The organism is Allomuricauda sp. ANG21, assembly GCF_040705235.1.
In the GTDB taxonomy this organism is placed as follows: Bacteria; Bacteroidota; Bacteroidia; order Flavobacteriales; family Flavobacteriaceae; genus Flagellimonas; species Flagellimonas marina.
The window spans coordinates 36907-59261 of the sequence record NZ_JBFCVT010000016.1; the positions used below are offsets into that span (position 1 = coordinate 36907).

Annotated in this window: 22 protein-coding genes and 1 other RNA gene; 11 read left to right on the forward strand and 12 right to left on the reverse strand. The window is 41.6% G+C overall.

The window, feature by feature from the left end; all coding sequences use genetic code 11:
- Nucleotides 1–41: 41 nt before the first annotated feature.
- From pdxH to AB1A65_RS16350, 4 genes are read left to right on the forward strand one after another with little or no spacing between them, the layout of a single operon-like run.
- Nucleotides 42–689, forward strand: coding sequence for a pyridoxamine 5'-phosphate oxidase (pdxH, locus tag AB1A65_RS16335; RefSeq protein ID WP_366591003.1), 648 nt, complete (start codon nucleotides 42–44; stop codon nucleotides 687–689).
- Nucleotides 690–699: 10 nt separating this feature from the next.
- On the forward strand, nucleotides 700–1188 hold the full coding sequence (locus tag AB1A65_RS16340) for a histidine phosphatase family protein (RefSeq protein WP_366591004.1): 489 nt from the start codon (nucleotides 700–702) through the stop codon (nucleotides 1186–1188).
- Nucleotides 1189–3264, forward strand: coding sequence for a polyphosphate kinase 1 (ppk1, locus tag AB1A65_RS16345; RefSeq protein WP_366591005.1), 2076 nt, complete (start codon nucleotides 1189–1191; stop codon nucleotides 3262–3264). It begins immediately after the preceding gene.
- Between the two features lie 12 nt (nucleotides 3265–3276).
- Nucleotides 3277–4158 carry an exopolyphosphatase gene (locus AB1A65_RS16350; protein WP_366591006.1) on the forward strand — a complete coding sequence of 294 codons (882 nt, stop codon included), beginning with the start codon at nucleotides 3277–3279 and terminating at the stop codon, nucleotides 4156–4158.
- Here the strand turns inward: AB1A65_RS16350 and AB1A65_RS16355 are convergent, their stop codons facing one another.
- Both AB1A65_RS16355 and AB1A65_RS16360 read right to left on the reverse strand, forming a co-directional pair.
- Entirely contained in the window at nucleotides 4159–4740 is a 582-nt protein-coding gene (locus AB1A65_RS16355) for a tRNA-(ms[2]io[6]A)-hydroxylase (RefSeq protein ID WP_366591007.1), read from the reverse strand.
- Between the two features lie 53 nt (nucleotides 4741–4793).
- A complete protein-coding gene (locus AB1A65_RS16360; RefSeq protein WP_366591008.1) occupies nucleotides 4794–6533 on the reverse strand; it encodes a DNA polymerase III subunit gamma/tau in 1740 nt (579 codons plus the stop codon).
- A gap of 109 nt (nucleotides 6534–6642) precedes the next feature.
- Here AB1A65_RS16360 and rnpB point away from each other — a divergent pair.
- Nucleotides 6643–6936: RNase P RNA component class A (gene rnpB / locus AB1A65_RS16365), an RNA gene on the forward strand.
- Here rnpB and AB1A65_RS16370 read toward each other — a convergent pair.
- From AB1A65_RS16370 to AB1A65_RS16380, 3 genes are read right to left on the reverse strand one after another with little or no spacing between them, the layout of a single operon-like run.
- Nucleotides 6932–7465: an RsmD family RNA methyltransferase gene (locus AB1A65_RS16370; RefSeq protein WP_366591009.1), complete on the reverse strand. Its 534-nt coding sequence runs from the start codon at nucleotides 7463–7465 to the stop codon at nucleotides 6932–6934. The two genes, rnpB and AB1A65_RS16370, sit on opposite strands and share 5 nt — an antisense overlap.
- A complete protein-coding gene (locus AB1A65_RS16375) occupies nucleotides 7465–8298 on the reverse strand; it encodes a DUF3822 family protein (RefSeq protein WP_366591010.1) in 834 nt (277 codons plus the stop codon). The genes AB1A65_RS16370 and AB1A65_RS16375 overlap by 1 nt, the downstream gene beginning before the upstream one ends.
- A complete protein-coding gene (locus AB1A65_RS16380) occupies nucleotides 8279–9013 on the reverse strand; it encodes a hypothetical protein (protein WP_366591011.1) in 735 nt (244 codons plus the stop codon). Before AB1A65_RS16380 ends, AB1A65_RS16375 begins: the two co-directional genes overlap by 20 nt.
- A gap of 108 nt (nucleotides 9014–9121) precedes the next feature.
- Here AB1A65_RS16380 and AB1A65_RS16385 point away from each other — a divergent pair, with 108 nt between their 5' ends.
- The 6 genes from AB1A65_RS16385 (at nucleotide 9122) to AB1A65_RS16410 (ending at nucleotide 14302) form a co-directional block, all read left to right on the forward strand.
- Nucleotides 9122–10555, forward strand: coding sequence for an ATP-binding domain-containing protein (locus tag AB1A65_RS16385; RefSeq protein WP_366591012.1), 1434 nt, complete (start codon nucleotides 9122–9124; stop codon nucleotides 10553–10555).
- A 30-nt stretch (nucleotides 10556–10585) separates the two neighbouring features.
- Nucleotides 10586–11155 carry a DUF4126 domain-containing protein gene (locus AB1A65_RS16390; RefSeq protein WP_366591037.1) on the forward strand — a complete coding sequence of 190 codons (570 nt, stop codon included), beginning with the start codon at nucleotides 10586–10588 and terminating at the stop codon, nucleotides 11153–11155.
- 37 nt (nucleotides 11156–11192) lie between these two features.
- Nucleotides 11193–11906 carry a 3-deoxy-manno-octulosonate cytidylyltransferase gene (gene kdsB, locus AB1A65_RS16395; RefSeq protein ID WP_366591038.1) on the forward strand — a complete coding sequence of 238 codons (714 nt, stop codon included), beginning with the start codon at nucleotides 11193–11195 and terminating at the stop codon, nucleotides 11904–11906.
- Nucleotides 11897–12604 carry an HAD family hydrolase gene (locus AB1A65_RS16400; RefSeq protein ID WP_366591013.1) on the forward strand — a complete coding sequence of 236 codons (708 nt, stop codon included), beginning with the start codon at nucleotides 11897–11899 and terminating at the stop codon, nucleotides 12602–12604. The genes kdsB and AB1A65_RS16400 overlap by 10 nt, the downstream gene beginning before the upstream one ends.
- Before the next feature lie 68 nt (nucleotides 12605–12672).
- Nucleotides 12673–13728 (forward strand): iron-containing alcohol dehydrogenase family protein, encoded by a 1056-nt coding sequence (locus AB1A65_RS16405; RefSeq protein ID WP_366591039.1) that lies wholly within the window; start codon nucleotides 12673–12675, stop codon nucleotides 13726–13728.
- Between the two features lie 37 nt (nucleotides 13729–13765).
- The gene (locus AB1A65_RS16410) at nucleotides 13766–14302 is read left to right on the forward strand and encodes a 1-acyl-sn-glycerol-3-phosphate acyltransferase (RefSeq protein WP_366591014.1); all 537 of its coding nucleotides are present in this window, start codon (nucleotides 13766–13768) and stop codon (nucleotides 14300–14302) included.
- Nucleotides 14303–14455: 153 nt separating this feature from the next.
- Here the strand turns inward: AB1A65_RS16410 and AB1A65_RS16415 are convergent, their stop codons facing one another.
- The 7 genes from AB1A65_RS16415 to thrA form a co-directional block, all read right to left on the reverse strand.
- On the reverse strand, nucleotides 14456–15166 hold the full coding sequence (locus tag AB1A65_RS16415; RefSeq protein ID WP_366591015.1) for a YebC/PmpR family DNA-binding transcriptional regulator: 711 nt from the start codon (nucleotides 15164–15166) through the stop codon (nucleotides 14456–14458).
- A gap of 79 nt (nucleotides 15167–15245) precedes the next feature.
- On the reverse strand, nucleotides 15246–15530 hold the full coding sequence (locus AB1A65_RS16420; RefSeq protein ID WP_366591016.1) for a 4a-hydroxytetrahydrobiopterin dehydratase: 285 nt from the start codon (nucleotides 15528–15530) through the stop codon (nucleotides 15246–15248).
- 65 nt (nucleotides 15531–15595) lie between these two features.
- On the reverse strand, nucleotides 15596–16420 hold the full coding sequence (locus tag AB1A65_RS16425) for a sugar nucleotide-binding protein (protein ID WP_366591017.1): 825 nt from the start codon (nucleotides 16418–16420) through the stop codon (nucleotides 15596–15598).
- A gap of 6 nt (nucleotides 16421–16426) precedes the next feature.
- Nucleotides 16427–17515 carry a glycine cleavage system aminomethyltransferase GcvT gene (gcvT, locus tag AB1A65_RS16430; RefSeq protein ID WP_366591018.1) on the reverse strand — a complete coding sequence of 363 codons (1089 nt, stop codon included), beginning with the start codon at nucleotides 17513–17515 and terminating at the stop codon, nucleotides 16427–16429.
- 103 nt (nucleotides 17516–17618) lie between these two features.
- Complete coding sequence (gene thrC, locus AB1A65_RS16435; protein ID WP_366591019.1) at nucleotides 17619–18914, reverse strand: threonine synthase; 1296 nt, start codon at nucleotides 18912–18914, stop codon at nucleotides 17619–17621.
- 4 nt (nucleotides 18915–18918) lie between these two features.
- The gene (locus tag AB1A65_RS16440) at nucleotides 18919–19842 is read right to left on the reverse strand and encodes a homoserine kinase (RefSeq protein WP_366591020.1); all 924 of its coding nucleotides are present in this window, start codon (nucleotides 19840–19842) and stop codon (nucleotides 18919–18921) included.
- A 2-nt stretch (nucleotides 19843–19844) separates the two neighbouring features.
- Entirely contained in the window at nucleotides 19845–22289 is a 2445-nt protein-coding gene (gene thrA, locus AB1A65_RS16445) for a bifunctional aspartate kinase/homoserine dehydrogenase I (protein WP_366591021.1), read from the reverse strand.
- Nucleotides 22290–22355: the final 66 nt, after the last annotated feature.

The window sequence follows — 22355 nt, forward strand, 5'->3', positions numbered from 1 at the left end:
CCGCGCTTTGTTGCCATTTGAATTTTACCGAAATTCACATCATGCAAAAAAACTTGGGCAACTATAGAAAATCCTACGAAAAAAGCAGCTTAACAGAAGGGACTATTAAAGAAAACCCCCTAGAGCAGTTTCAAAAATGGTTTTATGAAGTTGAAGCAACCGAAGGTGTGGATGAACCCAATGCCATGACCATTTCCACCATTGGCTTAGACGGTTTTCCAAAGAGTAGGGTGGTACTGCTTAAAAAGTATACCCACGAAGGATTCATTTTTTACACCAATTATGATAGCGAGAAGGGAAAGGCCATTGCCCAGAACCCATCAGTTTGCCTCTCGTTTTTTTGGCCCAACTTGGAACGTCAGGTGATTATTAAGGGCACCGCGGAAAAAATACCAGAAAATCTTTCAGATGGTTACTTTGAGTCGAGACCCGTTGGGAGTCAATTGGGCGCTGTGGTTTCCAATCAAAGCGAAGTGATAGGCTCCCGCGAAGTTTTGGAAAGGGAACTGGAAGCTTTGGAAAAAAAATACGAAGGCAAGTCTATTGAGAGGCCTAAACACTGGGGAGGATATTTGGTAAGGCCCATTTCCATGGAGTTTTGGCAAGGACGTCCCAATAGATTACACGATCGCATCAGATATACACTACAAGAGGATTACAACTGGAAAATAGAACGTTTGGCACCCTAATTCAACGCAAATGAAACAATTGATACTAATGAGGCACGGCAAATCGTCTTGGGAGTATGAGGTCTCGGACAAGGACAGACCACTCCAACAAAGAGGTATAAAAGATGCCCACTTGGTTGCAAAGGCATTCAAGGAGAGTGGACCGGTTATCGACTTTGCCTTTTCCAGCCCTGCAAATAGAGCATTGCACACAAGTATGATTTTTCTAAGGGATATTGATTTTGACCTTATCCGTTTTAAGGTGGACAAACATCTTTATGACTTTTCTGGGGATAGTGTGGATGGCTTTATAAAACGATTGAACAACGAATGGGATACAGTGGCGATTTTTGGACACAATTATGCCTTTACATCCCTTGCAAATACTTGGGGAGATCAGTATATTGAGAACGTTCCCACCGCTGGGCTGGTCCACGTCACATTCGATGTGGACGATTGGTCTAAAATTTTAAAGGGAACCACTAAAAAAACAATCTTTCCTAAAGACTTAAAACAATAAATGGTCAAAACAAAGAATGAATATATAAATAGAGAAATCAGTTGGTTACATTTTAACGCACGGGTGCTTCAGGAATGTGATGACCCCAACGTACCACTGATTGACCGTCTTCGGTTTCTGGGAATCTTCAGTAATAATTTGGATGAATTTTTCAAGGTGAGATATGCTACGGTAAAGCGTATTGTGGATGCTGGGAAAAGCGGCAAAAGTGTATTGGGGGGTGAAAAAGCCAATGACCTTTTAGAGGAGATCACCAAAATAGTGATTGCACAACAGGCCAGGAGCCTGGAAATTTTTACGGGAATAGAGGATGAACTTGCCGCTGAGAATATCTTCATCATCAATGAGAATGAAGTAAGTGAAAGTCAGGCAGAGTTTATACGGGATTATTTCTTTAGCAAGGTCAACCAAGAGTTGATGACCATTATTTTGAACGATCTTACCGAGTTTCCTTTGTTGAAGGACACTGCTGCCTATTTGGCCGTTAAAATCGTAATGAAAAACGGCTCTGAAAAGGGCAGGCACAACCGGTACGCACTTATAGAAATTCCAAAAGGAATTGATCGCTTTGTGGTATTGCCCAAAGAAGGGGACAAGAATTACATCATTATTCTGGATGACCTGATCCGTTTTTGTTTGGATAATGTCTTCACCATGTTCGAGTTTGAATCCATCACAGCGCATATGATCAAGATTACCCGTGATGCAGAACTCGATATTGATAATGACCTTAGTAAAAGTTTTATAGAGAAAATTTCCTCCAGCGTGGAGCATCGGAAAATCAGTGATCCCGTACGTTTTGTCTATGACAAGAAAATTGACAAGGACACCCTTCAGTTCTTAAAGGAAAAAATGGACATTATGGGTACGGATAGCGTAATTCCTGGTGGGCGGTATCACAACCGAAGGGATTATATGGGCTTTCCCAGTTTGGGACGGCATGACCTTATGTATGAGAAAATAGATCCCCTGCCTGTGAAGGGACTCAGTATGAAGGGAAGTCTATTGGAAATGATTGCCCACAAAGACTATATGATCTATGCTCCCTATCACACATTTAGCTATGTTACCAAGTTTTTGCGTGAAGCCGCCCTGGACCCCAAGGTTAGGACGATACAGATTACGGTATATCGACTAGCAAGTGATAGTCAGATTGCATCTGCATTGATCAATGCTGTAAAAAATGGAAAACAGGTCACCGTGCAGATTGAATTACAGGCCCGTTTTGATGAGCAGGCCAATATTGAGTATGCGAACCAGTTGCAAGCTGAGGGAATCCGGTTGATTTTTGGTGTTTCTGGTTTAAAAGTGCACAGTAAAATCTGTATGATTGAACGAGAAGAGGCAGAAGGTATAAAACGCTACGGATTTATTAGTACGGGTAACTTTAATGAATCCACGGCTAAAATTTATACAGATTATACCCTTTTCACGGCCCATGAAGGCATTTTAAAGGATATGAGTAAAGTATTTGCCTTCTTTGAAACCAATTATAAAATCAACAAGTACAAGCATCTCATTGTATCGCCCCATTACACCAAGTCTACTTTCCTAAAGTTGATTGATAAGGAAATTACCAATGCAAAAGCTGGGAGAGAAGCGTATATCAAGATAAAGATGAATAGTCTTACCTCATATAAAATGGTGGACAAGCTCTATGAAGCCAGTAGGGCAGGGGTAAAGATTCAAATGATCATTAGGGGTATATGTTGCCTTATTCCTGGTGTTGAAGGTATGAGTGAGAATATAGAGGCCATCAGTGTGGTGGATAAATTTTTGGAGCATCCCCGACTCTTTATTTTTGCGAATGGAGGGAATCCCAAAATTTATATTTCCTCTGCAGATTGGATGACCCGTAACCTCGATTTTAGGGTAGAAGTGGGCTGCCCCATTTACGACCCCGATATAAGACAAGAACTATTGGATACCTTTGATATTTCATGGAGGGATAACCTGAAAGCTCGTATTTTTTCGGATAAGCAGGACAACGCCTATAGAAAGAGAGATGAGAACGAGCCCGAGTTACGATCTCAATTTGAAATGTACTACTATTATCAAAAAAAGCTGGAATCCTAATACCTCCCTACCTTGGTCATACGAAAATTTGCTGCTATTGATATTGGGTCAAACGCCATACGGTTATTGATTCATAATGTTATTGAACACAAAGAAAAACCAACCGTATTCAAAAAAAGTGAACTGGTGCGGGTACCCGTGCGATTGGGTGAGGATTCGTTTTTGAGAGGTGAAATATCAGAAAGAAACCTAAAGCGTCTCATAAAGACCATGCGTTCCTTTGATCTTTTGATGCAGGTTTATGCGGTGGAAAAGTACATGGCATGTGCTACCTCTGCGCTTAGGGAAGCCAAAAATGGCCAAGAAGTTATTGAAAAAGTTCAAAAGGAGTCTGGGGTACAAATCCAGATAATTGATGGAAAAAAGGAGGCTTCCATCATTGCTTCCACGGATTTAAAAGACCTTATCCAGAATGACCGATTCTATCTGTATGTGGATGTTGGGGGAGGAAGTACGGAGTTTACCATTTTTGACAAAGGAAAACCTATTATGTCCAGGTCATTTGAGATAGGAACCGTTCGTATTCTAAATGATTTGGTAAAGGATTCGGTTTGGGATGAAATCAAACATTGGATTACCTCAAATATGAACGTGGAAAACAAGGTTGAGATCATCGGTTCAGGCGGAAACATTAACAAGCTTCATAAAATGTCGGGAAGAAAAGTGGGGCAGCCCCTGTCCTACATTTGGTTGAACGCCCAATACCACTTTTTGAATAGTATGGATTATGAAGATCGTATTTCAGAATTGGGACTAAACCAAGATAGAGCCGATGTTATCATTCCCGCCACCAAAATATTTTTGAATGCCGCCAAATGGAGCAAGGCGAAGAAAATTCACGTCCCTAAAATTGGTTTGGCCGATGGAATGATCAAAACGCTCTACTATCAATAACTACCCGTGCATGGTTTCTCTTTTGCCCAAGTCTTTCATTAAGCTGGCTTCATACTCCAAAAGGTCCTGCCATTTTTTATCCACCTCTTCCTTATTACCATATTTACGGGCAAATTTTAAGAACATGGTATAATGATTGGCTTCACTGGCCATAAGATTGCGATAGAATTCGGAGAGCTCTTCATCTTGTATTTCTTCAGAAAGTAGCCGGAACCGCTCACAACTTCGAGCTTCAATCAAGGCCGCGTACAGCAACTTGTGCACCAAATGGGTATCACGGCTTCCGCCTTTTGGGAAGAATTTCATCAGCTCCAAAACATATTCGTCCTTACGCTCGCGCCCCAAGACCCAACCACGTTTCAAAATTTTATCATGGACCATATTAAAATGCCCCATTTCTTCACGAGCCAAAGCGGTCATTTCCTTTACCAATTCAGATTTTTCAGGGAAACCAATGATGAGGGATATGGCCGTACTTGCTGCTTTTTGCTCGCAATAGGCATGATCGGTCAGGATTTCTTCTATATTCTTTTCAACAATGTTTACCCAACGTGGGTCCGTAGGTAGTTTAAGCCCTAACATGTTTGTATGTTTAAATTCTGTGGTGCAAAGATAGGAGTATTGGGGAAAGCAGCTTAGAAATCAAGGTCAAACTCCTTCCGTAAAAGGTCTATGGCCGGATTTTTCTCTTTAAGTTTTTCGTACTTCTCCTGTGGTGTAAAGGCAAATTTCTTGGCAACCTCTTCATTTACCGTAATATGAAGTGTAATGGAGTAGTTGTTCAGCTTTTGTTTTAGGTGGTCTAGCATTAGACTTTGTTCCCGTTCTACTTCCTTTTTCATGGTGCTGTTGGGCAGCTCAATCCAAATGGTGTTTTCATTTTTAAGTTTGGGTACATCGGTCTGAAGATTACTGGCCAAGATTTTTCGGCCTTTGCCTTCTAGGATATGGACAAAATCGTCCCAATGCTGTTGCATATCGGCCTCAGTAAATGGTTCACTCGGAAGTTCTTCATGGGGAACATCTGGAGACTTGGTTTGTTCGTGGGCCTTTTTTGCTTTGATACTGGACAAGGAGAGACCGGAAACCCGTTTCTCAGGGTTCTTTATTTGAATCTTTTTGGCTGGCTGGTAATTTTCCTTTGGTTCTTGAACAGTAACTTCTTGTGGTTCTGCAACCTCAACAATTTCTTCTTTGCTCTGCTCTTCAACCGGTTTTGGAGAGGTACCATTTGTTTTGGGTACTACTGTTCCATTTTTGGTGGAATTAGAAGTAAAATGGGAAGCGGGGATTATGAAATTAGCGTTTTTTTTTTCTCCATCGAAAGTGATGGATGCTAATTTCATTAAGGTAAGTTCTACCAACAACCGCTGATTTTTACTGGTTTTGTATTGAAGGTCGCAATCATTGGCCATATCTATGGCTTTGAGCAAGAATTCTTTTGATGTTTTCTTCGCTTGCTCTTGATAGTGCTGTTGTACATCTTCACCCACTTCCAATAGGGGTAGGGTGTCGGGATGTTGACATACCATCAAATCCCTAAAATGTGAAGCCAATCCTGTGATAAAATGGTGTCCATCAAAACCAAGAGACAAGGTTTTGTTGAAAAGTACCAAAAGCTCCGGAATTTTGTTTTCCAAAATCAAATCTGTTGCCGAGAAGTATGTGTCGTAATCAAGCACATTGAGATTATCCGTCACAGCTTTTCGAGTCAACTGCTTTCCAGAAAAACTCACCACGCGGTCAAAAATGGAAAGGGCATCCCGCATGGCGCCATCCGCTTTTTGAGCAATGATGTGCAATGCACTTTCTTCCGCTTCAACCCCTTGCTGCTCAGCGATATATTTTAGATAATCCGCGGCATCTTTTACAGTAATGCGTTTAAAATCAAATATTTGGCATCGGGACAGGATGGTGGGAATGATTTTATGCTTTTCTGTAGTGGCCAAAATAAAGATGGCGTGCTTTGGCGGTTCTTCCAAGGTCTTCAAAAAAGCATTGAATGCCGATTGGGACAACATGTGGACCTCGTCTATGATGTAGACCTTATATTTTCCAACCTGCGGGGGTATGCGAACTTGGTCAATAAGACTTCGGATATCATCCACTGAATTGTTGGAAGCTGCATCCAACTCAAAGATGTTGAAAGCAAAGTCCTCATCTTCCCGTTCAGTACCATCTTGATTGATTTTTTTGGCGAGAATTCGGGCACAAGTGGTTTTACCCACACCTCTGGGGCCACAGAACAAAAGGGCTTGCGCCAAGTGGTTATTCTCAATGGCATTCAGCAGGGTATTGGTAATGGATTCCTGGCCCACAACATCCTTAAATGTCTGGGGACGGTATTTTCGCGCTGATACTACAAAAGGTTCCAAAATCTGGGAAAAGATTGTATTACTACAAATATAAAAATAGCTACTTGCAAAGCTATCAATACACCCTATTCTAGCCCTTTTTTTATTAACAATTAGGTTACCTTTGCGGTCAGCAGGCCACCTTATCGCTCCGATAACCTTCGGGGAGGAAAGTCCGGACACCGTAGTGCAGCATAGCGGGTAACGCCCGTCCGCCGAAAGGCGAGGACCAGTGCAACAGAAAGGATGTACAGTTCGGCTGTAGTGAAATCGTGTAAACTCTATGCGGTGAAACGTCACGTAAACCAGCGTTTTAAGGGCTGCACGCCCAAGCTGGAGGGTAGGCGGTTAGAGCTTTTGGGCAACCAAAAGTCTAGATAAATGATAAGGCTCGACAGAATCCGGCTTATGGCCTGCTTTTATTCAAAAAAACTAAAAATACTCCCACCGTATTTTCTACTTTCCGTAAAATGTTCATGCTCGGATAAGTCCGTCTGGTCGGAATGTTCAATGATTAAAAGGCCATCTTCCAACAAGAGTTCATTTTGAAAGACAAGATCGGCAATGTTCAAAAATTGCGTTGTTTCAAAATCGTAGGGAGGGTCGGCAAAAACAAGGTTGAACTTTTCCGGGGTTCGTTGCAGATATTTGAACACATCCGATTTAATGGGTGTGATGGAAAAACCCAATTCTTGCGCTGTTTTGGAAATAAACTGTACACAGCCTGCAAATCCATCTACAGCAATAATATCTTCCGTACCCCTTGAAGCGAATTCAAAACTGATATTGCCCGTACCCGAGAACAGGTCCAAAACCCTGAGTTCATCCAAATAATAGCGATTGTTCAAAATGTTGAAGAGGCCTTCCTTGGCCATATCGGTTGTAGGGCGAACGGGAAGTTTCTTAGGGGCAATAAGTCTTCTGCCTTTATATTTTCCCGATATAATTCGCATTACAGGGCACTAAGTATGGAAAAATCAATGGCGTCGTTCTCCAATTCATCCAAAGGTAAGGAAGGGTTGTTTGGGATGAAAACCGAAATGTGTTTTATGTATTGGTAGCACAGATCATAAATAGGGTCACCTTCCTCAATTTTGCCAAACAATTTCAATTGAATCTTTTCAGGGTTCATCTGCAATTGCTCTAAACTGAACAACAAATAGTAAAGAAAATCTTCTTTTGTCTTGAATTCAAACTGGTTGTAGAAGGTTAGTTTTTTTTCTGAAACCACCATCATTTCCATTTCTTTTTCAGCGACTTGAACATAGCATATGGGTTCTGGGGAAACCCGGGTTTGGTTTAGCAGTTTGTTGATCAGTACAGTACCGCTATGCTTGAACTCAAACTCACCAAAAAGGTCGAAAATATAGTTATTGATGTTGGTGTAGGGCACATAAACGTTAACCATCTCCTGATTGGGAATTTCATCAAAAGCAATAAGGTCATTTGCCATTATCTTAGCATTGAACTTGAGATAATTGGGAAGCTCATCAACGTTAAAAAGTGGTTTTGGAACCAAACTGAACATATTGTTTTTGTGGATGACCACCACTTCGGAAAAGTTACTCCCAATATCACTCTTTTGATTTAAAATTGCTTTCAATTCCTTGAGCATCAAATACGGAGTGGAAGGGGTTTTAAAGGACACTTTCTCAAATGCTAAGATTTTGTTTGAGATTGTGTCCAGCACACAAAAAGAAAGTCCATTCAAGCCGACTTGAATGGACAATTTTCTAAAGGTGTTATTTTCTTCGGATTGTACTATCCTAGTTATTTTTTCTGTCATAGATGGGAGGCCAGTTACCATTTGTACTTACATCGGTAAGTGAACCAACTTTTATTTCGGTTCCGTTGACTTCCTCTACACTTTGGTGGGCATTCTCCCTTGCCAATAAATCTTCGGGCTGATCGTAAAGAACAACATTCTTTTTGACCTTCACCTCAAAGACAGGAGCTTTGTAACCACTTTTGTCGATGATGTCAGCCTTCATTTCAAACTTTTCATCATTTTGGGCAAAAGGAACATTCATCATACTCTTGTAACGGTCATCGGCCCCAAAAAGAGAATCCTTCACCTTAACCTGTCCAAGGGTATCAATGATGGTGGTGTCTTGTTGAAGCTCAATTTGATATACCTTATCATAACGCATGAAAGAAGAATCTCTTTGCGTAGTAATGGTGTAATTTCCAGTATCGATAAACTGAATCAGGCTATTGAAGTTGTCCGCATATTTACCGTTAACGGTCTTGTAAGCTTCTTGGGCATCCCTAATATCTTTCAATTTGGAAATAACCTGGGAAAATCTTTCTTGACGAACTTTGTTAAATTCAATGGGTGCATTAACGGATTGGTAGATTTTATAGCCCAGAAAAATGCTCACAAGTCCAAAAAGGATTACAAGTACGGGCTTAACTTTTTGGGGTAAAAACCTGTCAATCAGGAAAACAAGGCCTATGGTCAGAAGGCATATTAATACTACAATAAGAATTAAGTTTAACATATCTGCTATTGTCTTTCTAAGTTAATTTAGTGGTTACAGACAAATCTACAATTTTTTTTTAATCACGAAACTTTTTGCTTTAAAAAACCATGCTATCTTTAGGAGCCCATGGACAAGCCCACAGCATCTAATTTTTTATCGATTTTAACCCAAAAATTTCCCCATTCGCCAACCCTAAAACAGGAAATGGCCTTGGAAAAGTTGTCCCAATTTGTGGTAAATGGGGTAAAAGACGAGATTTTTCTATTAAAGGGTTTCGCTGGTACAGGTAAGACTACGATTGTAGCCACCATTGTAAGCAGCCTTTGGAAGATTAGAATGAGTTCCATTCTTATGGCCCCAACCGGAAGGGCGGCCAAAGTAATGTCCGTTTATTCAGGGAATAAGGCCTTTACCATTCACAAGAAGATTTATTACCCTAAAAAGCAAGCTGGTGGTGGCGTGCAGTTTGTTTTGGCGCCCAATAAGCATAGGAACACCATTTTTATTGTCGATGAGGCTTCCATGATTCCAGACACCCCTGCAGATTCCAAACTTTTTGAAAATGGATCATTACTGGATGACCTTATGTTTTATGTACATTCAGGTCATAATTGCAAATTGGTTTTGATAGGAGACACCGCACAGTTACCTCCCGTAAAGCTCGAACTCAGTCCAGCTTTGGAGGAAGACCGACTTTCCCTAAACTATAATAAGGAGGTAAAGTATTTGGAGTTGGATGAGGTGATGCGCCAGAGCGATGATTCCGGTATTCTTCACAATGCAACTAACTTAAGAGAACAACTGCAAGGTGAGTTTTTTGATGGGTTTAAGTTTGAAGTAGGACCCTTTACGGATATTAAAAGGCTCATTGAAGGAATGGAAATTCAAGAAGCCATTGATTCATCGTACAGTGAAAATGGCAAGGAAGAGACGGTGATTATTGTACGATCCAATAAAAGAGCTAATCTGTACAATCAAAACATTAGGGAGCGTATCCTTTTTTTTGACAATGATATTGCTGTTGGGGATTATATGATGGTGGTAAAGAACAACTATTTTTGGTTGAAGCCCACTTCGGAGGCCGGTTTCATTGCCAATGGGGATATCATTGAAATCTTGGAACTTTTCGCGATCAAAGAGTTGTATGGATTTCGATTTGCCGAGGTAAAGGTGAAAATGGTGGATTATCCCAATCAAAAACCGTTTGAGACAGTGCTAATGTTGGACACCATTAACGCGCAGACCCCCTCACTTTCCTATGAAGATGGCAACAGGCTCTACCAAGAGGTTATGAAGGATTATGCCCATGAAAAATCTAAATATAAACAGTTTTTGGGGGTAAAGAACAATAAGTATTTTAATGCCTTGCAGGTAAAATTTTCCTATGCCATCACCTGTCATAAGTCGCAAGGCGGCCAATGGAACACCGTATTTGTGGAACAGCCCTATCTGCCCAATGGTGTGGACAAAGATTATCTTCGTTGGCTCTACACAGCGGTGACCCGGGCCAAGCAGCAACTCTTTTTGATTGGTTTTAAGGATGATTTTTTTCTTGACTAGGAATACCCTATTTTAGACCATACCATGAATATGACTCCAGACACCATAATAAGTATCTTTTTGGGCATTGGCCTCGCCGCCTCAGTGGGGTTTAGGGTCTTTTTGCCCTTGTTCGCCCTTAGTTTTGCAGCATATTTGGGCGTATGGGAACTGAACGCCAATTGGCAATGGATAGGAAGTCTAGCTGCATTGATTACCTTGGGTGTGGCTACTTTGATTGAGATTTTTGCCTATTTTATCCCTTGGGTGGACAATGCTTTGGACAGTTTGGCCATTCCCCTGGCGGGAATTGCGGGAACCGCAGTTATGGTTTCCACTGTGGCCAATTTGGACCCTGTGGTAACTTGGTCGTTGGCCATTATAGCTGGAGGAGGAACAGCAACCGCCATTAAGGGAGCGAATGCCACGGGCAGATTGACCTCCACTGCAACAACAGGCGGAATAGCCAATCCTATAGTATCAACAGTTGAAACAGGGACCGCTGTGGTCGTTTCAACCGCTTCGATTTTGGTGCCACCCATTGCTGCAATTTTGGTAATCATAATTTTGATTTTCATCTTTAGGATTTATCGCAAATTGCGACCTAAAACAAAACAATAACATCAATCAATAGTTCAAAAAAGTGAGAATAATTTCCATGATTCCGGCTCGGTACCAAGCCTCCAGATTCCCTGCAAAGTTAATGCAGGACCTCTGCGGAAAACCGGTCATTGTCCGTACATACGAAGCAGCCATTAACACGGGGCTATTTGATGCCGTATATGTGGTTTCTGATAGTTCAATAATTTCAGATGTTATTTCAGAAATTGGAGGTAACGTCATCATGAGCAAAAAGGAACATCAAAGCGGAAGTGATAGAATCGCCGAGGCCGTGGAGGATATGGATGTGGATATTGTAATCAACGTACAAGGGGATGAACCTTTCATTGATGGTGAAAGTCTTGGGAAAATTATTGAGGTTTTCAAAAAAGATGAAAAGGAAGAAATAGATTTGGCCTCATTAATGACCCCCATCACCGATTGGGAGGAAATTTCAAACCCTAACACAGTGAAGGTTATAGTGGACAATCAAAATTGTGCGCTTTACTTTTCCCGTTCCCCTATACCGTTTCCTCGCGACAAAGAAGTTGAGGCCACATATTACAAACACAAAGGAATCTATGCCTTTAGAAAAAGGGCATTGATGGATTTTCAAAGATTGCCCATGCTGCCCTTGGAAGCCAAGGAAAAAATTGAGGCCATCCGATTTTTGGAATATGGAAAGAAAATAAAAATGGTGGAAACCCACGTTACCGGAATTGAAATTGATACTCCCGAAGATTTAGAACGAGCCGTAAAAGCATGGAAGTAGATTTTAGCAATATAAAAGTAATCGGCTTTGATGCTGATGATACACTTTGGGTGAACGAAACCTATTTTAGGGAAACCGAAGAGCGTTTTGCCGATTTATTGGAGGGATATGAAACCAAGAACAAGGTGGACCAAGAACTGTTCAAAAAAGAAATGGACAACCTTGAAATCTATGGGTATGGTATAAAAGGGTTTATGCTCTCCATGATAGAATCGGCATTGGAACTGTCCAACAACAGGGTTCCCCAAGAAACCATTTCCGAAATATTGAAATTGGGAAAGGATATGATTTCCCACCCGGTGGAACTGCTGGATGGCGTGGAAGAGGTTCTATCGGCATTGGTGGACAAATACCGATTGATCGTCCTCACCAAAGGAGATCTTCTCGATCAAGAACGCAAATTGGAAAAGTCGGGCCTCTCTAAATATTTTCACCATGTGGAGGTGCTAAGTGATAAAAAAGAAAGCAATTACAGCAACCTTTTGGAGCATTTAAATATCCAAGTAGATCAATTTTTAATGATTGGGAATTCTCTAAAGTCAGATGTATTACCTATCTTGAATATTGGTGCCAAAGCTGTACATGTACCTTTTCATACCACTTGGGCCCATGAAATGGTTTCTGAAACAGAACAAATAAACGGCCACCTCAAACTCAACAACCTAAAGGATATTTTAAAGTATTTGAATAAACATTGAAGACCGAAAGCAACTTGAAAAAAGAAGAGATTACATCGCACCAAAAAACAGTGTATCGCAATTTTCCAATGGTACCTCGCGTAGTTTTTGGACAAGGAAGTTTTTCGCAGTTGGGTGAAATATTGTTGCCGAAACGAAAAAATGCAGATGCACCATTCATCTTTTTGATAGATGATTATTTTGAAACCCGGGATTTGGTTGCACAAATTCCATTGATGTTCAATGATAAGATCATTTTCGTTTCCGCTGATGAAGAACCAAAGACGGCACAAGTGGATGCGTTGGTCAAAATGATCAAAGAAGAATATGATGAGCAACCTTCGGGAATTATTGGAATAGGAGGTGGTACGCTTCTGGATTTGGCAAAAGCCGTTGCCATTCTGTTGAGCAACAAAGGGCTTGCCGAAAAGTATCAAGGATGGGATTTGGTGCATAAACCTGCGCTTTATCATGTTGGAATTCCCACGATCAGCGGTACTGGAGCAGAAGTTTCCCGTACAACGGTTTTGTTGGGCCCCGAAAAGAAATTAGGTATCAATTCAGATTATACCACCTATGATCAAGTGTTGCTTGACCCTGATCTCACCAAAACCGTACCCAAAGAACAGTGGTTTTATACGGGCATGGATTGCTACATCCACTGTATAGAATCTTTAACGGGAACTTATTTAAATGCTTTTAGTCAGAGTTATGGAGAGAAAGCGCTAGAGCTTTGTAAGGATGTGTTTTTAGAAGATATTCCAGATGAAGAATCACGTGATAAGCTAATGATGGCCTCATGGCACGGAGGCATGAGCATTGCGTATTCACAAGTGGGGATTGCCCATGCCATGAGCTACGGGTTGTCTTACCTCCTCGGAATTAAACACGGGGTTGGAAACTGTATGGTCTTTCAACACTTGGAAGAATTTTATCCAGAAGGTGTGGCACTCTTCAAGAAAATGGTTGAAAAGCATGCCATCAACATACCTAAAGGCGTTTGTGCCAACCTTGCTCAGACCGATTTTGATGTTATGGTAAATGTTGCCTTGGGATTGGATGCCCTTTGGGAAAATGCGCTTGGTAAGGAATGGAAATCCATAATGACACCAGAGCGTCTTCAGGCTTTGTACCAAAAAATGTAAAGGTAGCGCCTTTTAACTGTCTACTTCCATTGAAAAAATGCATGCACTGGCCAAGCTTATCTATTTTAAAATCCTCGGCTGGAAACTGAACGGCTCATTTCCTAAGTTGGATAAATGCGTAGTGATTGTTGTTCCCCATACCCATTGGATTGACTTTTTCTTGGGATTGTTGGTCAGAAAAGTGGTCAACGAGGAAATCAATTATATAGGTAAAAAAAGCCTTTTTAAACCTCCGTTTGGGTGGCTTTTTCGTTGGACAGGGGGAGCGCCCGTAGACCGTTCCAAAAATTCCAATACTGTGGAGAGCGTGGTACAAATCTTTAATGAACGAAAGGTATTCCGATTCGCATTGGCTCCAGAGGGTACTCGTAAAAAAGTAGGTCAACTAAGAACAGGCTTCTATCATATTGCCACTAAAGCCAACGTTCCCATTGTCATGGTCGCTTTTGATTTCGGAAAAAAAGAAGTGAAAATCGCTGAACCTTTTTACCCATCCAATCTTCAAAACGACTTCAAAAAAATACAAGATTTCTATAAAGGGGTTGTAGGTAAAATCCCGGAATATAGTTTTTGAGATGCTGTCCTCAAACCATTTATGTTAATTTTTTTCAAAAGATGAAAACCCACTTTGGTAATTTTCCGTAGGTATGGGAAACGAAGAAGTTTAGGTTGGTAATTAGGTTCTTAAGGGTTCGCGTTATGCGGGCCCTTTTGATTTTAACACAATCTATTCCTGCATGGTGTGGTACACGTTCTGCACGTCGTCATCCTCTTCAATTTTTTCGAGGAGCTTTTCAACATCAGCGACTTCTTCTTCGGAAAGTTCTTTGGTCACCTGAGGGATTCGATCAAAACCGGAGGAGAGAATCTCAATGTCCCTTGATTCCAATTCCTTTTGTATGGCACCAAAGCTTTCAAAGGGGGCATAAATATGTATGCCTTCCTCATCCGTAAAGACCTCTTCGGCACCAAAGTCAATCATTTCCAGTTCCAGTTCTTCTGGGTCAATACCTTCCCCATTAATGGTAAAGTTGCAGGTATGGTCAAACATGAACTCTACGGAACCTGAAGTTCCCAAACTGCCATTACATTTGTTGAAATAGCTCCGAATGTTGGCTACGGTGCGGGTATTGTTGTCTGTAGCGGTCTCAATCAATATGGCGATTCCATGTGGTGCATAGCCTTCAAAAAGTACCTCTTTATAATCCCCAAGGCTTTTGTCCGATGCTCTTTTAATGGCCCGCTCAATATTGTCCTTGGGCATGTTCACTGCCTTGGCATTCTGAATCACCGCACGAAGCTTTGAATTGGCATCTGGGTCAGGGCCTCCTTCTTTGACGGCCATTACAATATCCTTTCCAATTCTGGTAAATGCTTTGGACATGGCTGCCCAACGCTTCAATTTACGTCCCTTTCTAAATTCAAATGCTCTTCCCATACAAATTATTGGTTACGGCTGGGGGCAAATTTAGCAAAAAAAGCACCGCTGTCAAGAGGGTAAATGGCTAGGAAAAATATTAGTTGTTGACAATATTTTCAATGGTTTGGGCCAGATGAATATCTTTTTCGGTTACGCCACCGGCATCGTGTGTATTCAATTTTATAGTAAGGTTGTTGTAGACATTTTCCCAATTGGGATGGTGGTTTTGCTGCTCACATTCAAAAGCAATTCGGGTCATTACCGAAAAAGCTTCCTTGAAATTTTTGAATTTGAAGGATTTCTCAATCATACCATTTTTTAAAGACCATCCCGAAAGGTTTTTAAGGGATTCTTCAATTTTTGCAGTGTTCAACTTTTCCATAAACTTTTTGATTTATTGAAAGGTAACCAAATGAACACGAAAAAGCGAAAAGAATAGGTTGAATATCAATCCACGTGAAGATGGTGGTCAATAATTTCCTGACAGCTAACCTTTAAATTCTTTGGTAATGGGTTGTCTTTTGGAAGTGCGGCCAAATAGCGGTCTTCATTGGTGGTAAAAACCCGCTTGAATATGGGCTTTTGGTTAGTGCCCATGCGTTCAACAATCTCTTTGATGAACTCCTCATGATGGATAAGGTCCATGCTGCCCAAATGAAAAATACCCATTTTATCTCGGTTGATGAGATAATGTATTTGCTGGGTGAGCTTGTCATCATTGGTAACGTTGATGATAAGGTTCGGGAACACTTCAATGGGTTCCTTATTTTCCAAATTTGCTTTGATTTCCCTGATTCTCGGTGAAGTATTGCCAAAGACCATAGGAACGCGGAGGATGGTTGTTTTATCCTTGGGCATGCGCATCAACATGTTTTCTATCTTGATCTTGAGTCGACCGTAGACACTTTCTGAAAGAGTTTTGTCAAACTCGTAGGAGGGAAACTTGCTGTAGGCATCAAAAACATTGGCAGATGAGATGAAATACAATTTGGCATGGTTTCTCATCAAGTACTCCATTAAATGATGGTGCGCTTGAATTTGGGCAGGGAAATTTCCTCTAAGCGAAGAAATAATGACATCTGGCTTTACCTTATGTAGTATCCCAAAAATATCATCCTCCTCCAAATCGTATCGGAAAAACTGTTTGTTATTGGAAAAACTTCGATTGGAATAGTAGGTGCCGTAGGTGTCAAAATAAGAGCAGAGTTCCTTGTATATGGCGTTTCCCACAAATCCACTCGCTCCCAATATCAATATCTTCTTTTTATCCAAACGCTGTTATGAAGTTTTATAAAATGGCAATTTTACCAGGGTAGCCGGAACTTTGTTGATGCGTATCTGAATATAAACAGTGCTATCCGGCTGGGCATTTTCCGTGGTCACGTAGCCCAAGCCTATGCCTTTGGATAGGGAAGGGGACATGGTTCCTGAGGTTACTTTCCCGATTTCATTTCCTTGGGCATCTAAAATGGAATATCCATTTCTGGGGATGCCTCTTTCTTCCATTTGAAAAGCGACCAATTTTCGTTTTGGACCCTCTTCTTTTTCTTTGGCAAGAGCATCGCTGTTCACAAAATCCTTTGTGAATTTGGTAATCCATCCCAGTCCAGCTTCAAAAGGAGAGGTGGTGTCGTCAATGTCATTTCCGTAAAGGCAATAGCCCATTTCCAAGCGTAAAGTATCACGGGCGGCCAATCCAATAGGTTTGATTCCAAAATCAGCTCCAGCTTCCAACACCTTGTCCCAAACCTGTTGCGCTTCTTCATTCTTGCAATAGATTTCAAATCCGCCAGAACCAGTATAGCCTGTGGCGGAAATAATGACATGGTCGATTCCAGCAAAATCACCTACTACAAAATTGTAGAATTTGATAGCAGAAAGGTCAACCGAAGATAAAGACTGCATGGCTTCAACCGCTTTTGGCCCTTGAATGGCCAACAAGGAATAATTATCCGAAATATTTCGCATCTCAGCCCCAATGGACGCATTGTATTTTGAAATATGGTCCCAATCCTTTTGAATATTGGAAGCATTGACCACCAAAAGATAGGTTTCGTCCTTAACGCGGTACACGATTAAATCATCCACAATACCCCCTGTCTCGTTAGGCATACAGCTGTATTGCGCTTTGCCAACGGTCAATTTGGAGGCATCATTGGAGCTCACTTTTTGAATCAGTTCCAAAGCTTTTGGCCCCTCAATTAAAAACTCGCCCATATGGGACACATCAAAAACCCCAACACTTTTCCTAACAGTTTCATGTTCAATGTTTACGCCTTCATAGGATACAGGCATGTTGTAGCCCGCAAAGGGAACCATTTTAGCGCCCAATGCAATGTGGGTGTCGGTCAACGCAGTCGTTTTCATTCCTTTTGGTTTATGGGGTAAATTTATTGAATTCGCACAAGACAGGGCTTTATCCTTGCTAATGTTTTGAACAACCCACTGTTAAATTCAAACTAAGAAAATGCTAGTTGCCCTGTAGATAGTCTTTTAAGTCTTCGTAGGTTTTTATTTTGATGGAATGTTTTTCCTTCCCCATCACTTTTTGGATTTGGGATGGAATTTCTGGACTTAACCCAAGCGTTTCTTCAACCACATCCAAAAACTTTACGGGATGGGCCGTTTCCAAGAAAATACCGTAGGTATGGGCTTTGCCTTTCTGATACTCCTTCAATCCCAAATAGCCCACAGCGCCGTGGGGGTCCATAACATATCCTGTTTGGGCATACACCTCTTTCATAGCGGCTCTGGTTGCTTCATCCGTAAAGGCATAGGAGGAAAGATTTTCCTGAAGCGTGGACAAATCATCTTGGTACATATGCCTAATGCGAACAAAATTACTTGGGTCACCCACATCCATAGCATTGGAAATAGTAGCAATGGACGGCACGGGATTGTAAATACCCCGCTCCATGAATTTGGGCACCACATCGTTTACATTAGTGGAGGCTACAAAATGGTTTACGGGCATACCCAGTTTTTGGGCCACCATTCCAGCGCAGATATTCCCAAAATTTCCAGAGGGTACAGAGAATACAATCTCTTTCCCTTTGGATTTAGCTTGCTTGTAGGCAAATAAAAAGTAAAACAACTGTGGTAACCATCGTGCCACATTAATACTGTTGGCCGAGGTCAATTTTCGGTTGTCTGTAATTTCTTCATCCAAAAAAGCTGTTTTCACCATACGTTGACAATCATCAAAAGTACCATCCACCTCCATGGCCACAATATTTTGACCTAAGGTGGTCAACTGCTTTTCTTGAATGTCGCTGACCTTCCCGCTGGGATACAGAATCACCACGTTAACACCATCAACCCCTAAAAACCCATTGGCCACAGCACCACCGGTATCCCCAGAGGTGGCGACCAATACGGTGACTTCCTCTTTTTCGTCTTGTGAAAAATACCCCAAGCAATTGGCCATAAATCGTGCGCCAACATCTTTAAAAGCCATGGTGGGGCCATGAAAAAGCTCCAATGTGGCCACATTTTCTTCAATCTGGACCACCGGGAAATCAAAATCAAGTGTATTTTCCAAGATTTCTTTCAGAACATTATCTGGAATGTCATCGCTTACAAATTGTCGTATGGCTTGAAATGCGATGTCTAAGTTGGATAACTTTTCTATGGAATCGAAGAAATTGGAGGGAAGCGGGGTTATGCTTTCGGGAAAATATAATCCTTTATCGGGTGCAATTCCAGCGATAACGGCTTCTTTGAACGAAGTATTTGGGATAAGTTGGTTTAAACTGTAAAATTTCATGGGATTAAGCGATTTTTTTTACGCCTTGGGTGTTCACTTTAGAGATATGGATATCAAAAGGAACACCGATATTTTTATAGGTTTCTTGCATGGACTCAGCTACTTTTTTAGCGTTGGATTCCCCTTTGCTCAACGCAAAAATGGAAGGCCCTGAACCGGATATGCCACAACCTAACGCACCTGCCTCAATGGCATTGGCTTTGATTTTATCAAACGCCGGGATTAAAATGGAACGGATAGGCTCCACAATATAATCATGTAAGGAACGCCCAATGAGGTCGTAATCACTTTGGTACAATCCAGCGATAAGTCCTCCCAAATTACCCCACTGCTGAATACCTTGCGCCAAGGAAATGGTGGTCCTAAGGATTTTTCTTGAATCCGAGGTTTTGATTTCTATTTGTGGATGAATTACTGTGGCGAACAATTCCGAAGGGGTGGGAATGGGAATAATGTCCAACGGCTCATAACTCCGTACCAAAGTGAAGCCACCATAAATGGCAGGCGCCACATTGTCGGCATGGGCCACATCACTGGCCAACTTTTCGCCTTGCATGGCAAATTGTACCAATTCCAATTTAGAAAATGGCTTACCCAACAATTCGTTCATGGCCCAAACCGCGCCAGCTGAACTCGCAGCACTGCTTCCAATCCCACTTCCGGGTTTGATTCGTTTGTCAATTTCGATTTCAAAACCGCCCTCGTAATCACTTTTGGCCAATAAAGCCAATCCAGCCACACCGGAAACATTTTTTTCCGTTTCCAAAGGCAAATCCTGACCTAAAATTTTGGTGATCCGGATGCTGTTTTCTGGAATCTTTCTAACGGTCATCTCATCGCCCACAGAATCCAAAGCCAATCCTAGGACATCAAATCCGCAGGAAACGTTGGCAATGGTTGCTGGACAAAAAACTTTGATTTCTTCCATAATCAGAAATTTCCAATTCGAATGATATCCGCAAAGATACCTGAAGCCGTAACATCTGCGCCGGCACCAGCGCCTTTTATAATCATGGGCTGGTTAGGATAGCGTTCCGTATAGAACAAAACGATATTGTCGCTTCCTTCCAGATTGTAAAAATCATGGCCTTTTGGAATTTTCTGAAGTCCCACTTTGGCCTTACCGTCTTCAAATTGGGCTACGTACTTGAGTTTGCTATCTGCATCGGCCGCCTCTTTGTACATTTTTTGAAAATCATTCTCGTACTTTTTCAAGGATTCAAAAAACGCTTCATTGGAATCTGTTTCCAGACTTTCTTTGGGCAAAAAGGCTTCGTTGGCAATGTCGTCAATATCCAATTGATATCCACTTTCCCGGGCCAAAATCAATATTTTTCGCATCACATCCACACCACTTAAATCAATAGTGGGGTCAGGCTCGGTGTACCCCTGTTCTTGGGCTTGTTTTACCACATCATGAAAGGTCACCGAATCATTGAAGGTATTGAATACGAAATTTAGACTTCCAGAAAGTACGGCTTGAATCTTTTTGATCTTATCTCCTGATGCAATCAAATGCTTAAGGGTGTCTATGATGGGTAATCCCGCTCCCACGTTAGTCTCAAAAAGGAAAGGCGAATTGTACTGCTTGGCCAATTGTTTCAGTTCCTTGTAATACGTGTAGTCCGAAGAACAAGCAATTTTATTGCAAGTCACCACCGAAATGCTATTGTGCAGGTAATCCGCATACGTTTTGGAAACCTCGGCGCTAGCTGTATTGTCCACAAAAACACTGTTACGGTAGTTGAGCGATTTTATGCGGTCAAAAAAGGCCTGTTTGTCCGCTTTTTCCCCGTCGGCCAAAACGGTTTCCCACTCTTTTAAAGGAATCCCGTTTTCATCAAAGGCCATGGTTCTGGAGTTACTGATGCCTATGACCCTTACGTTCAGTTTCAACTCTTCTTTAAGGTACTTTTTCTGCTGGCGAATCTGGTCCAAGAACTTAGAACCAACGTTGCCCACACCCATCACAAAGAGGTTGAGCTGCTTGATGTTTTCCTCAAAAAAGGTTTCGTGCAGCGAATTGAGCGCTTTTTTTACATCGTCTTTTTTGATGACCGCAGATATATTTCGCTCCGACGCGCCTTGTGCAATAGCACGAATGTTCACGTTGTTCTTTCCAAGGGTACTGAACATTTTTCCGCTCAGACCTTGATGACTTTTCATATTGTCGCCCACTAAAGCAATAATGGTAAGGTCTTTTTCAACGATGACCGGTTTTATTTTTTTGGTTGAGATTTCATACTCGAAAGTCTCGTTTACGGCTTCGGCGGCAACATCCACGTCTTCATCGGCAATGCCCACACAAATGGAATGCTCAGATGAAGCCTGTGTGATGAGCACAATACTGATGTTTTTTAGTGAAAGAGTTTCAAAGAACCGTTTTGATATACCTGGAATACCAATCATTCCAGGCCCCTCCAACGACAGCAAACTAATGTTGCCTACATGGCTGATACCACGAACGGTTTTCCCATTTCCATTGGTGTTTTTAGTGATTAGCGTCCCTGGATTTTCTGGGTCAAAGGTATTTTTAATGGCAATGGGAATTCCCTTTCCCAATACAGGCTGAATGGTAGGAGGAAACAACACCTTCGCGCCAAAATGGGAAAGTTCCATGGCTTCCTCATAGCTAATATGCGCTACGCATTTGGCCTGTTTCACCAGCCTTGGATTGGCGGTGTACATACCACTTACATCGGTCCATATTTCAAGTACTTCTGCTTCCACAGCACCGGCGATGATGGCAGCGGTATAATCCGACCCACCTCTGCCAAGGGTAGTGGAATCTCCAGACTTGCTGGAAGACACAAATCCAGGCAAAACAACAATTTGGTGGTTGTTCTCCTTGAAAAAATCTATGCAGTTTTGATTGGTCTTTTCAAAATTTACGTTGGCTTTACCAAAATTATTGTCGGTAATAATTAGCTCGCGGCTGTCCTTGAAAATGGCATCAAGACCTTCGGACTTAAAAAACTCACTGATGATGTAAGAGGATAGCAATTCCCCGTAGCTCACAATCTTATCAGATAGTTTTGGGGTCAATTCTCCTATCAAAAATGAGCCTTCCAAAAGGGTTTCGAGCACATTCATATCACTTTTTACCTTGCTCAAGGCTGAGCTTTGGTTTTGAACAGGAATTAATTCCCGAATAGCGGTGATGTGCTTGTCCTCAATGGTTTTTAAGGATTCCTTGTAGGCTGTATCTTGTCTAGCCGCCAAGGCAGATGTGTTCAGAAGAAGGTCCGTAACTCCACCAAAGGCAGATACCACAACGGCTACTTTTTCTTTGTCCAATTTTTGGACTATGGACTTGACTTTATTGATATTCTCTGGATTGGCCACTGAAGTGCCTCCAAATTTTAAGACTTTCATGATGAAATTGTATTGTAAAAACTAATTGAAAAATTGCATTAAAGAACGGACGGAAATATATAGCAG

What these genes read in the sequence shown, in the direction of transcription:
- kdsB (WP_366591038.1), top strand. Translation starts at nt 11,193, where the DNA reads ATGATTCCGGCTCGGTACCAAGCCTCCAGATTCCCTGCAAAGTTAATG.
- pdxH (WP_366591003.1), top strand. Translation starts at nt 42, where the DNA reads ATGCAAAAAAACTTGGGCAACTATAGAAAATCCTACGAAAAAAGCAGC.
- thrA (WP_366591021.1), bottom strand. Translation starts at nt 22,289, where the DNA reads ATGAAAGTCTTAAAATTTGGAGGCACTTCAGTGGCCAATCCAGAGAAT.
- AB1A65_RS16380 (WP_366591011.1), bottom strand. Translation starts at nt 9,013, where the DNA reads ATGTTAAACTTAATTCTTATTGTAGTATTAATATGCCTTCTGACCATA.
- AB1A65_RS16375 (WP_366591010.1), bottom strand. Translation starts at nt 8,298, where the DNA reads ATGACAGAAAAAATAACTAGGATAGTACAATCCGAAGAAAATAACACC.
- AB1A65_RS16440 (WP_366591020.1), bottom strand. Translation starts at nt 19,842, where the DNA reads ATGGAAGAAATCAAAGTTTTTTGTCCAGCAACCATTGCCAACGTTTCC.
- AB1A65_RS16415 (WP_366591015.1), bottom strand. Translation starts at nt 15,166, where the DNA reads ATGGGAAGAGCATTTGAATTTAGAAAGGGACGTAAATTGAAGCGTTGG.
- AB1A65_RS16390 (WP_366591037.1), top strand. Translation starts at nt 10,586, where the DNA reads ATGACTCCAGACACCATAATAAGTATCTTTTTGGGCATTGGCCTCGCC.
- ppk1 (WP_366591005.1), top strand. Translation starts at nt 1,189, where the DNA reads ATGGTCAAAACAAAGAATGAATATATAAATAGAGAAATCAGTTGGTTA.
- AB1A65_RS16420 (WP_366591016.1), bottom strand. Translation starts at nt 15,530, where the DNA reads ATGGAAAAGTTGAACACTGCAAAAATTGAAGAATCCCTTAAAAACCTT.
- AB1A65_RS16355 (WP_366591007.1), bottom strand. Translation starts at nt 4,740, where the DNA reads ATGTTAGGGCTTAAACTACCTACGGACCCACGTTGGGTAAACATTGTT.
- AB1A65_RS16340 (WP_366591004.1), top strand. Translation starts at nt 700, where the DNA reads ATGAAACAATTGATACTAATGAGGCACGGCAAATCGTCTTGGGAGTAT.
- AB1A65_RS16405 (WP_366591039.1), top strand. Translation starts at nt 12,673, where the DNA reads ATGGTACCTCGCGTAGTTTTTGGACAAGGAAGTTTTTCGCAGTTGGGT.
- thrC (WP_366591019.1), bottom strand. Translation starts at nt 18,914, where the DNA reads ATGAAATTTTACAGTTTAAACCAACTTATCCCAAATACTTCGTTCAAA.
- AB1A65_RS16385 (WP_366591012.1), top strand. Translation starts at nt 9,122, where the DNA reads ATGGACAAGCCCACAGCATCTAATTTTTTATCGATTTTAACCCAAAAA.
- AB1A65_RS16370 (WP_366591009.1), bottom strand. Translation starts at nt 7,465, where the DNA reads ATGCGAATTATATCGGGAAAATATAAAGGCAGAAGACTTATTGCCCCT.
- AB1A65_RS16410 (WP_366591014.1), top strand. Translation starts at nt 13,766, where the DNA reads ATGCATGCACTGGCCAAGCTTATCTATTTTAAAATCCTCGGCTGGAAA.
- AB1A65_RS16400 (WP_366591013.1), top strand. Translation starts at nt 11,897, where the DNA reads ATGGAAGTAGATTTTAGCAATATAAAAGTAATCGGCTTTGATGCTGAT.
- gcvT (WP_366591018.1), bottom strand. Translation starts at nt 17,515, where the DNA reads ATGAAAACGACTGCGTTGACCGACACCCACATTGCATTGGGCGCTAAA.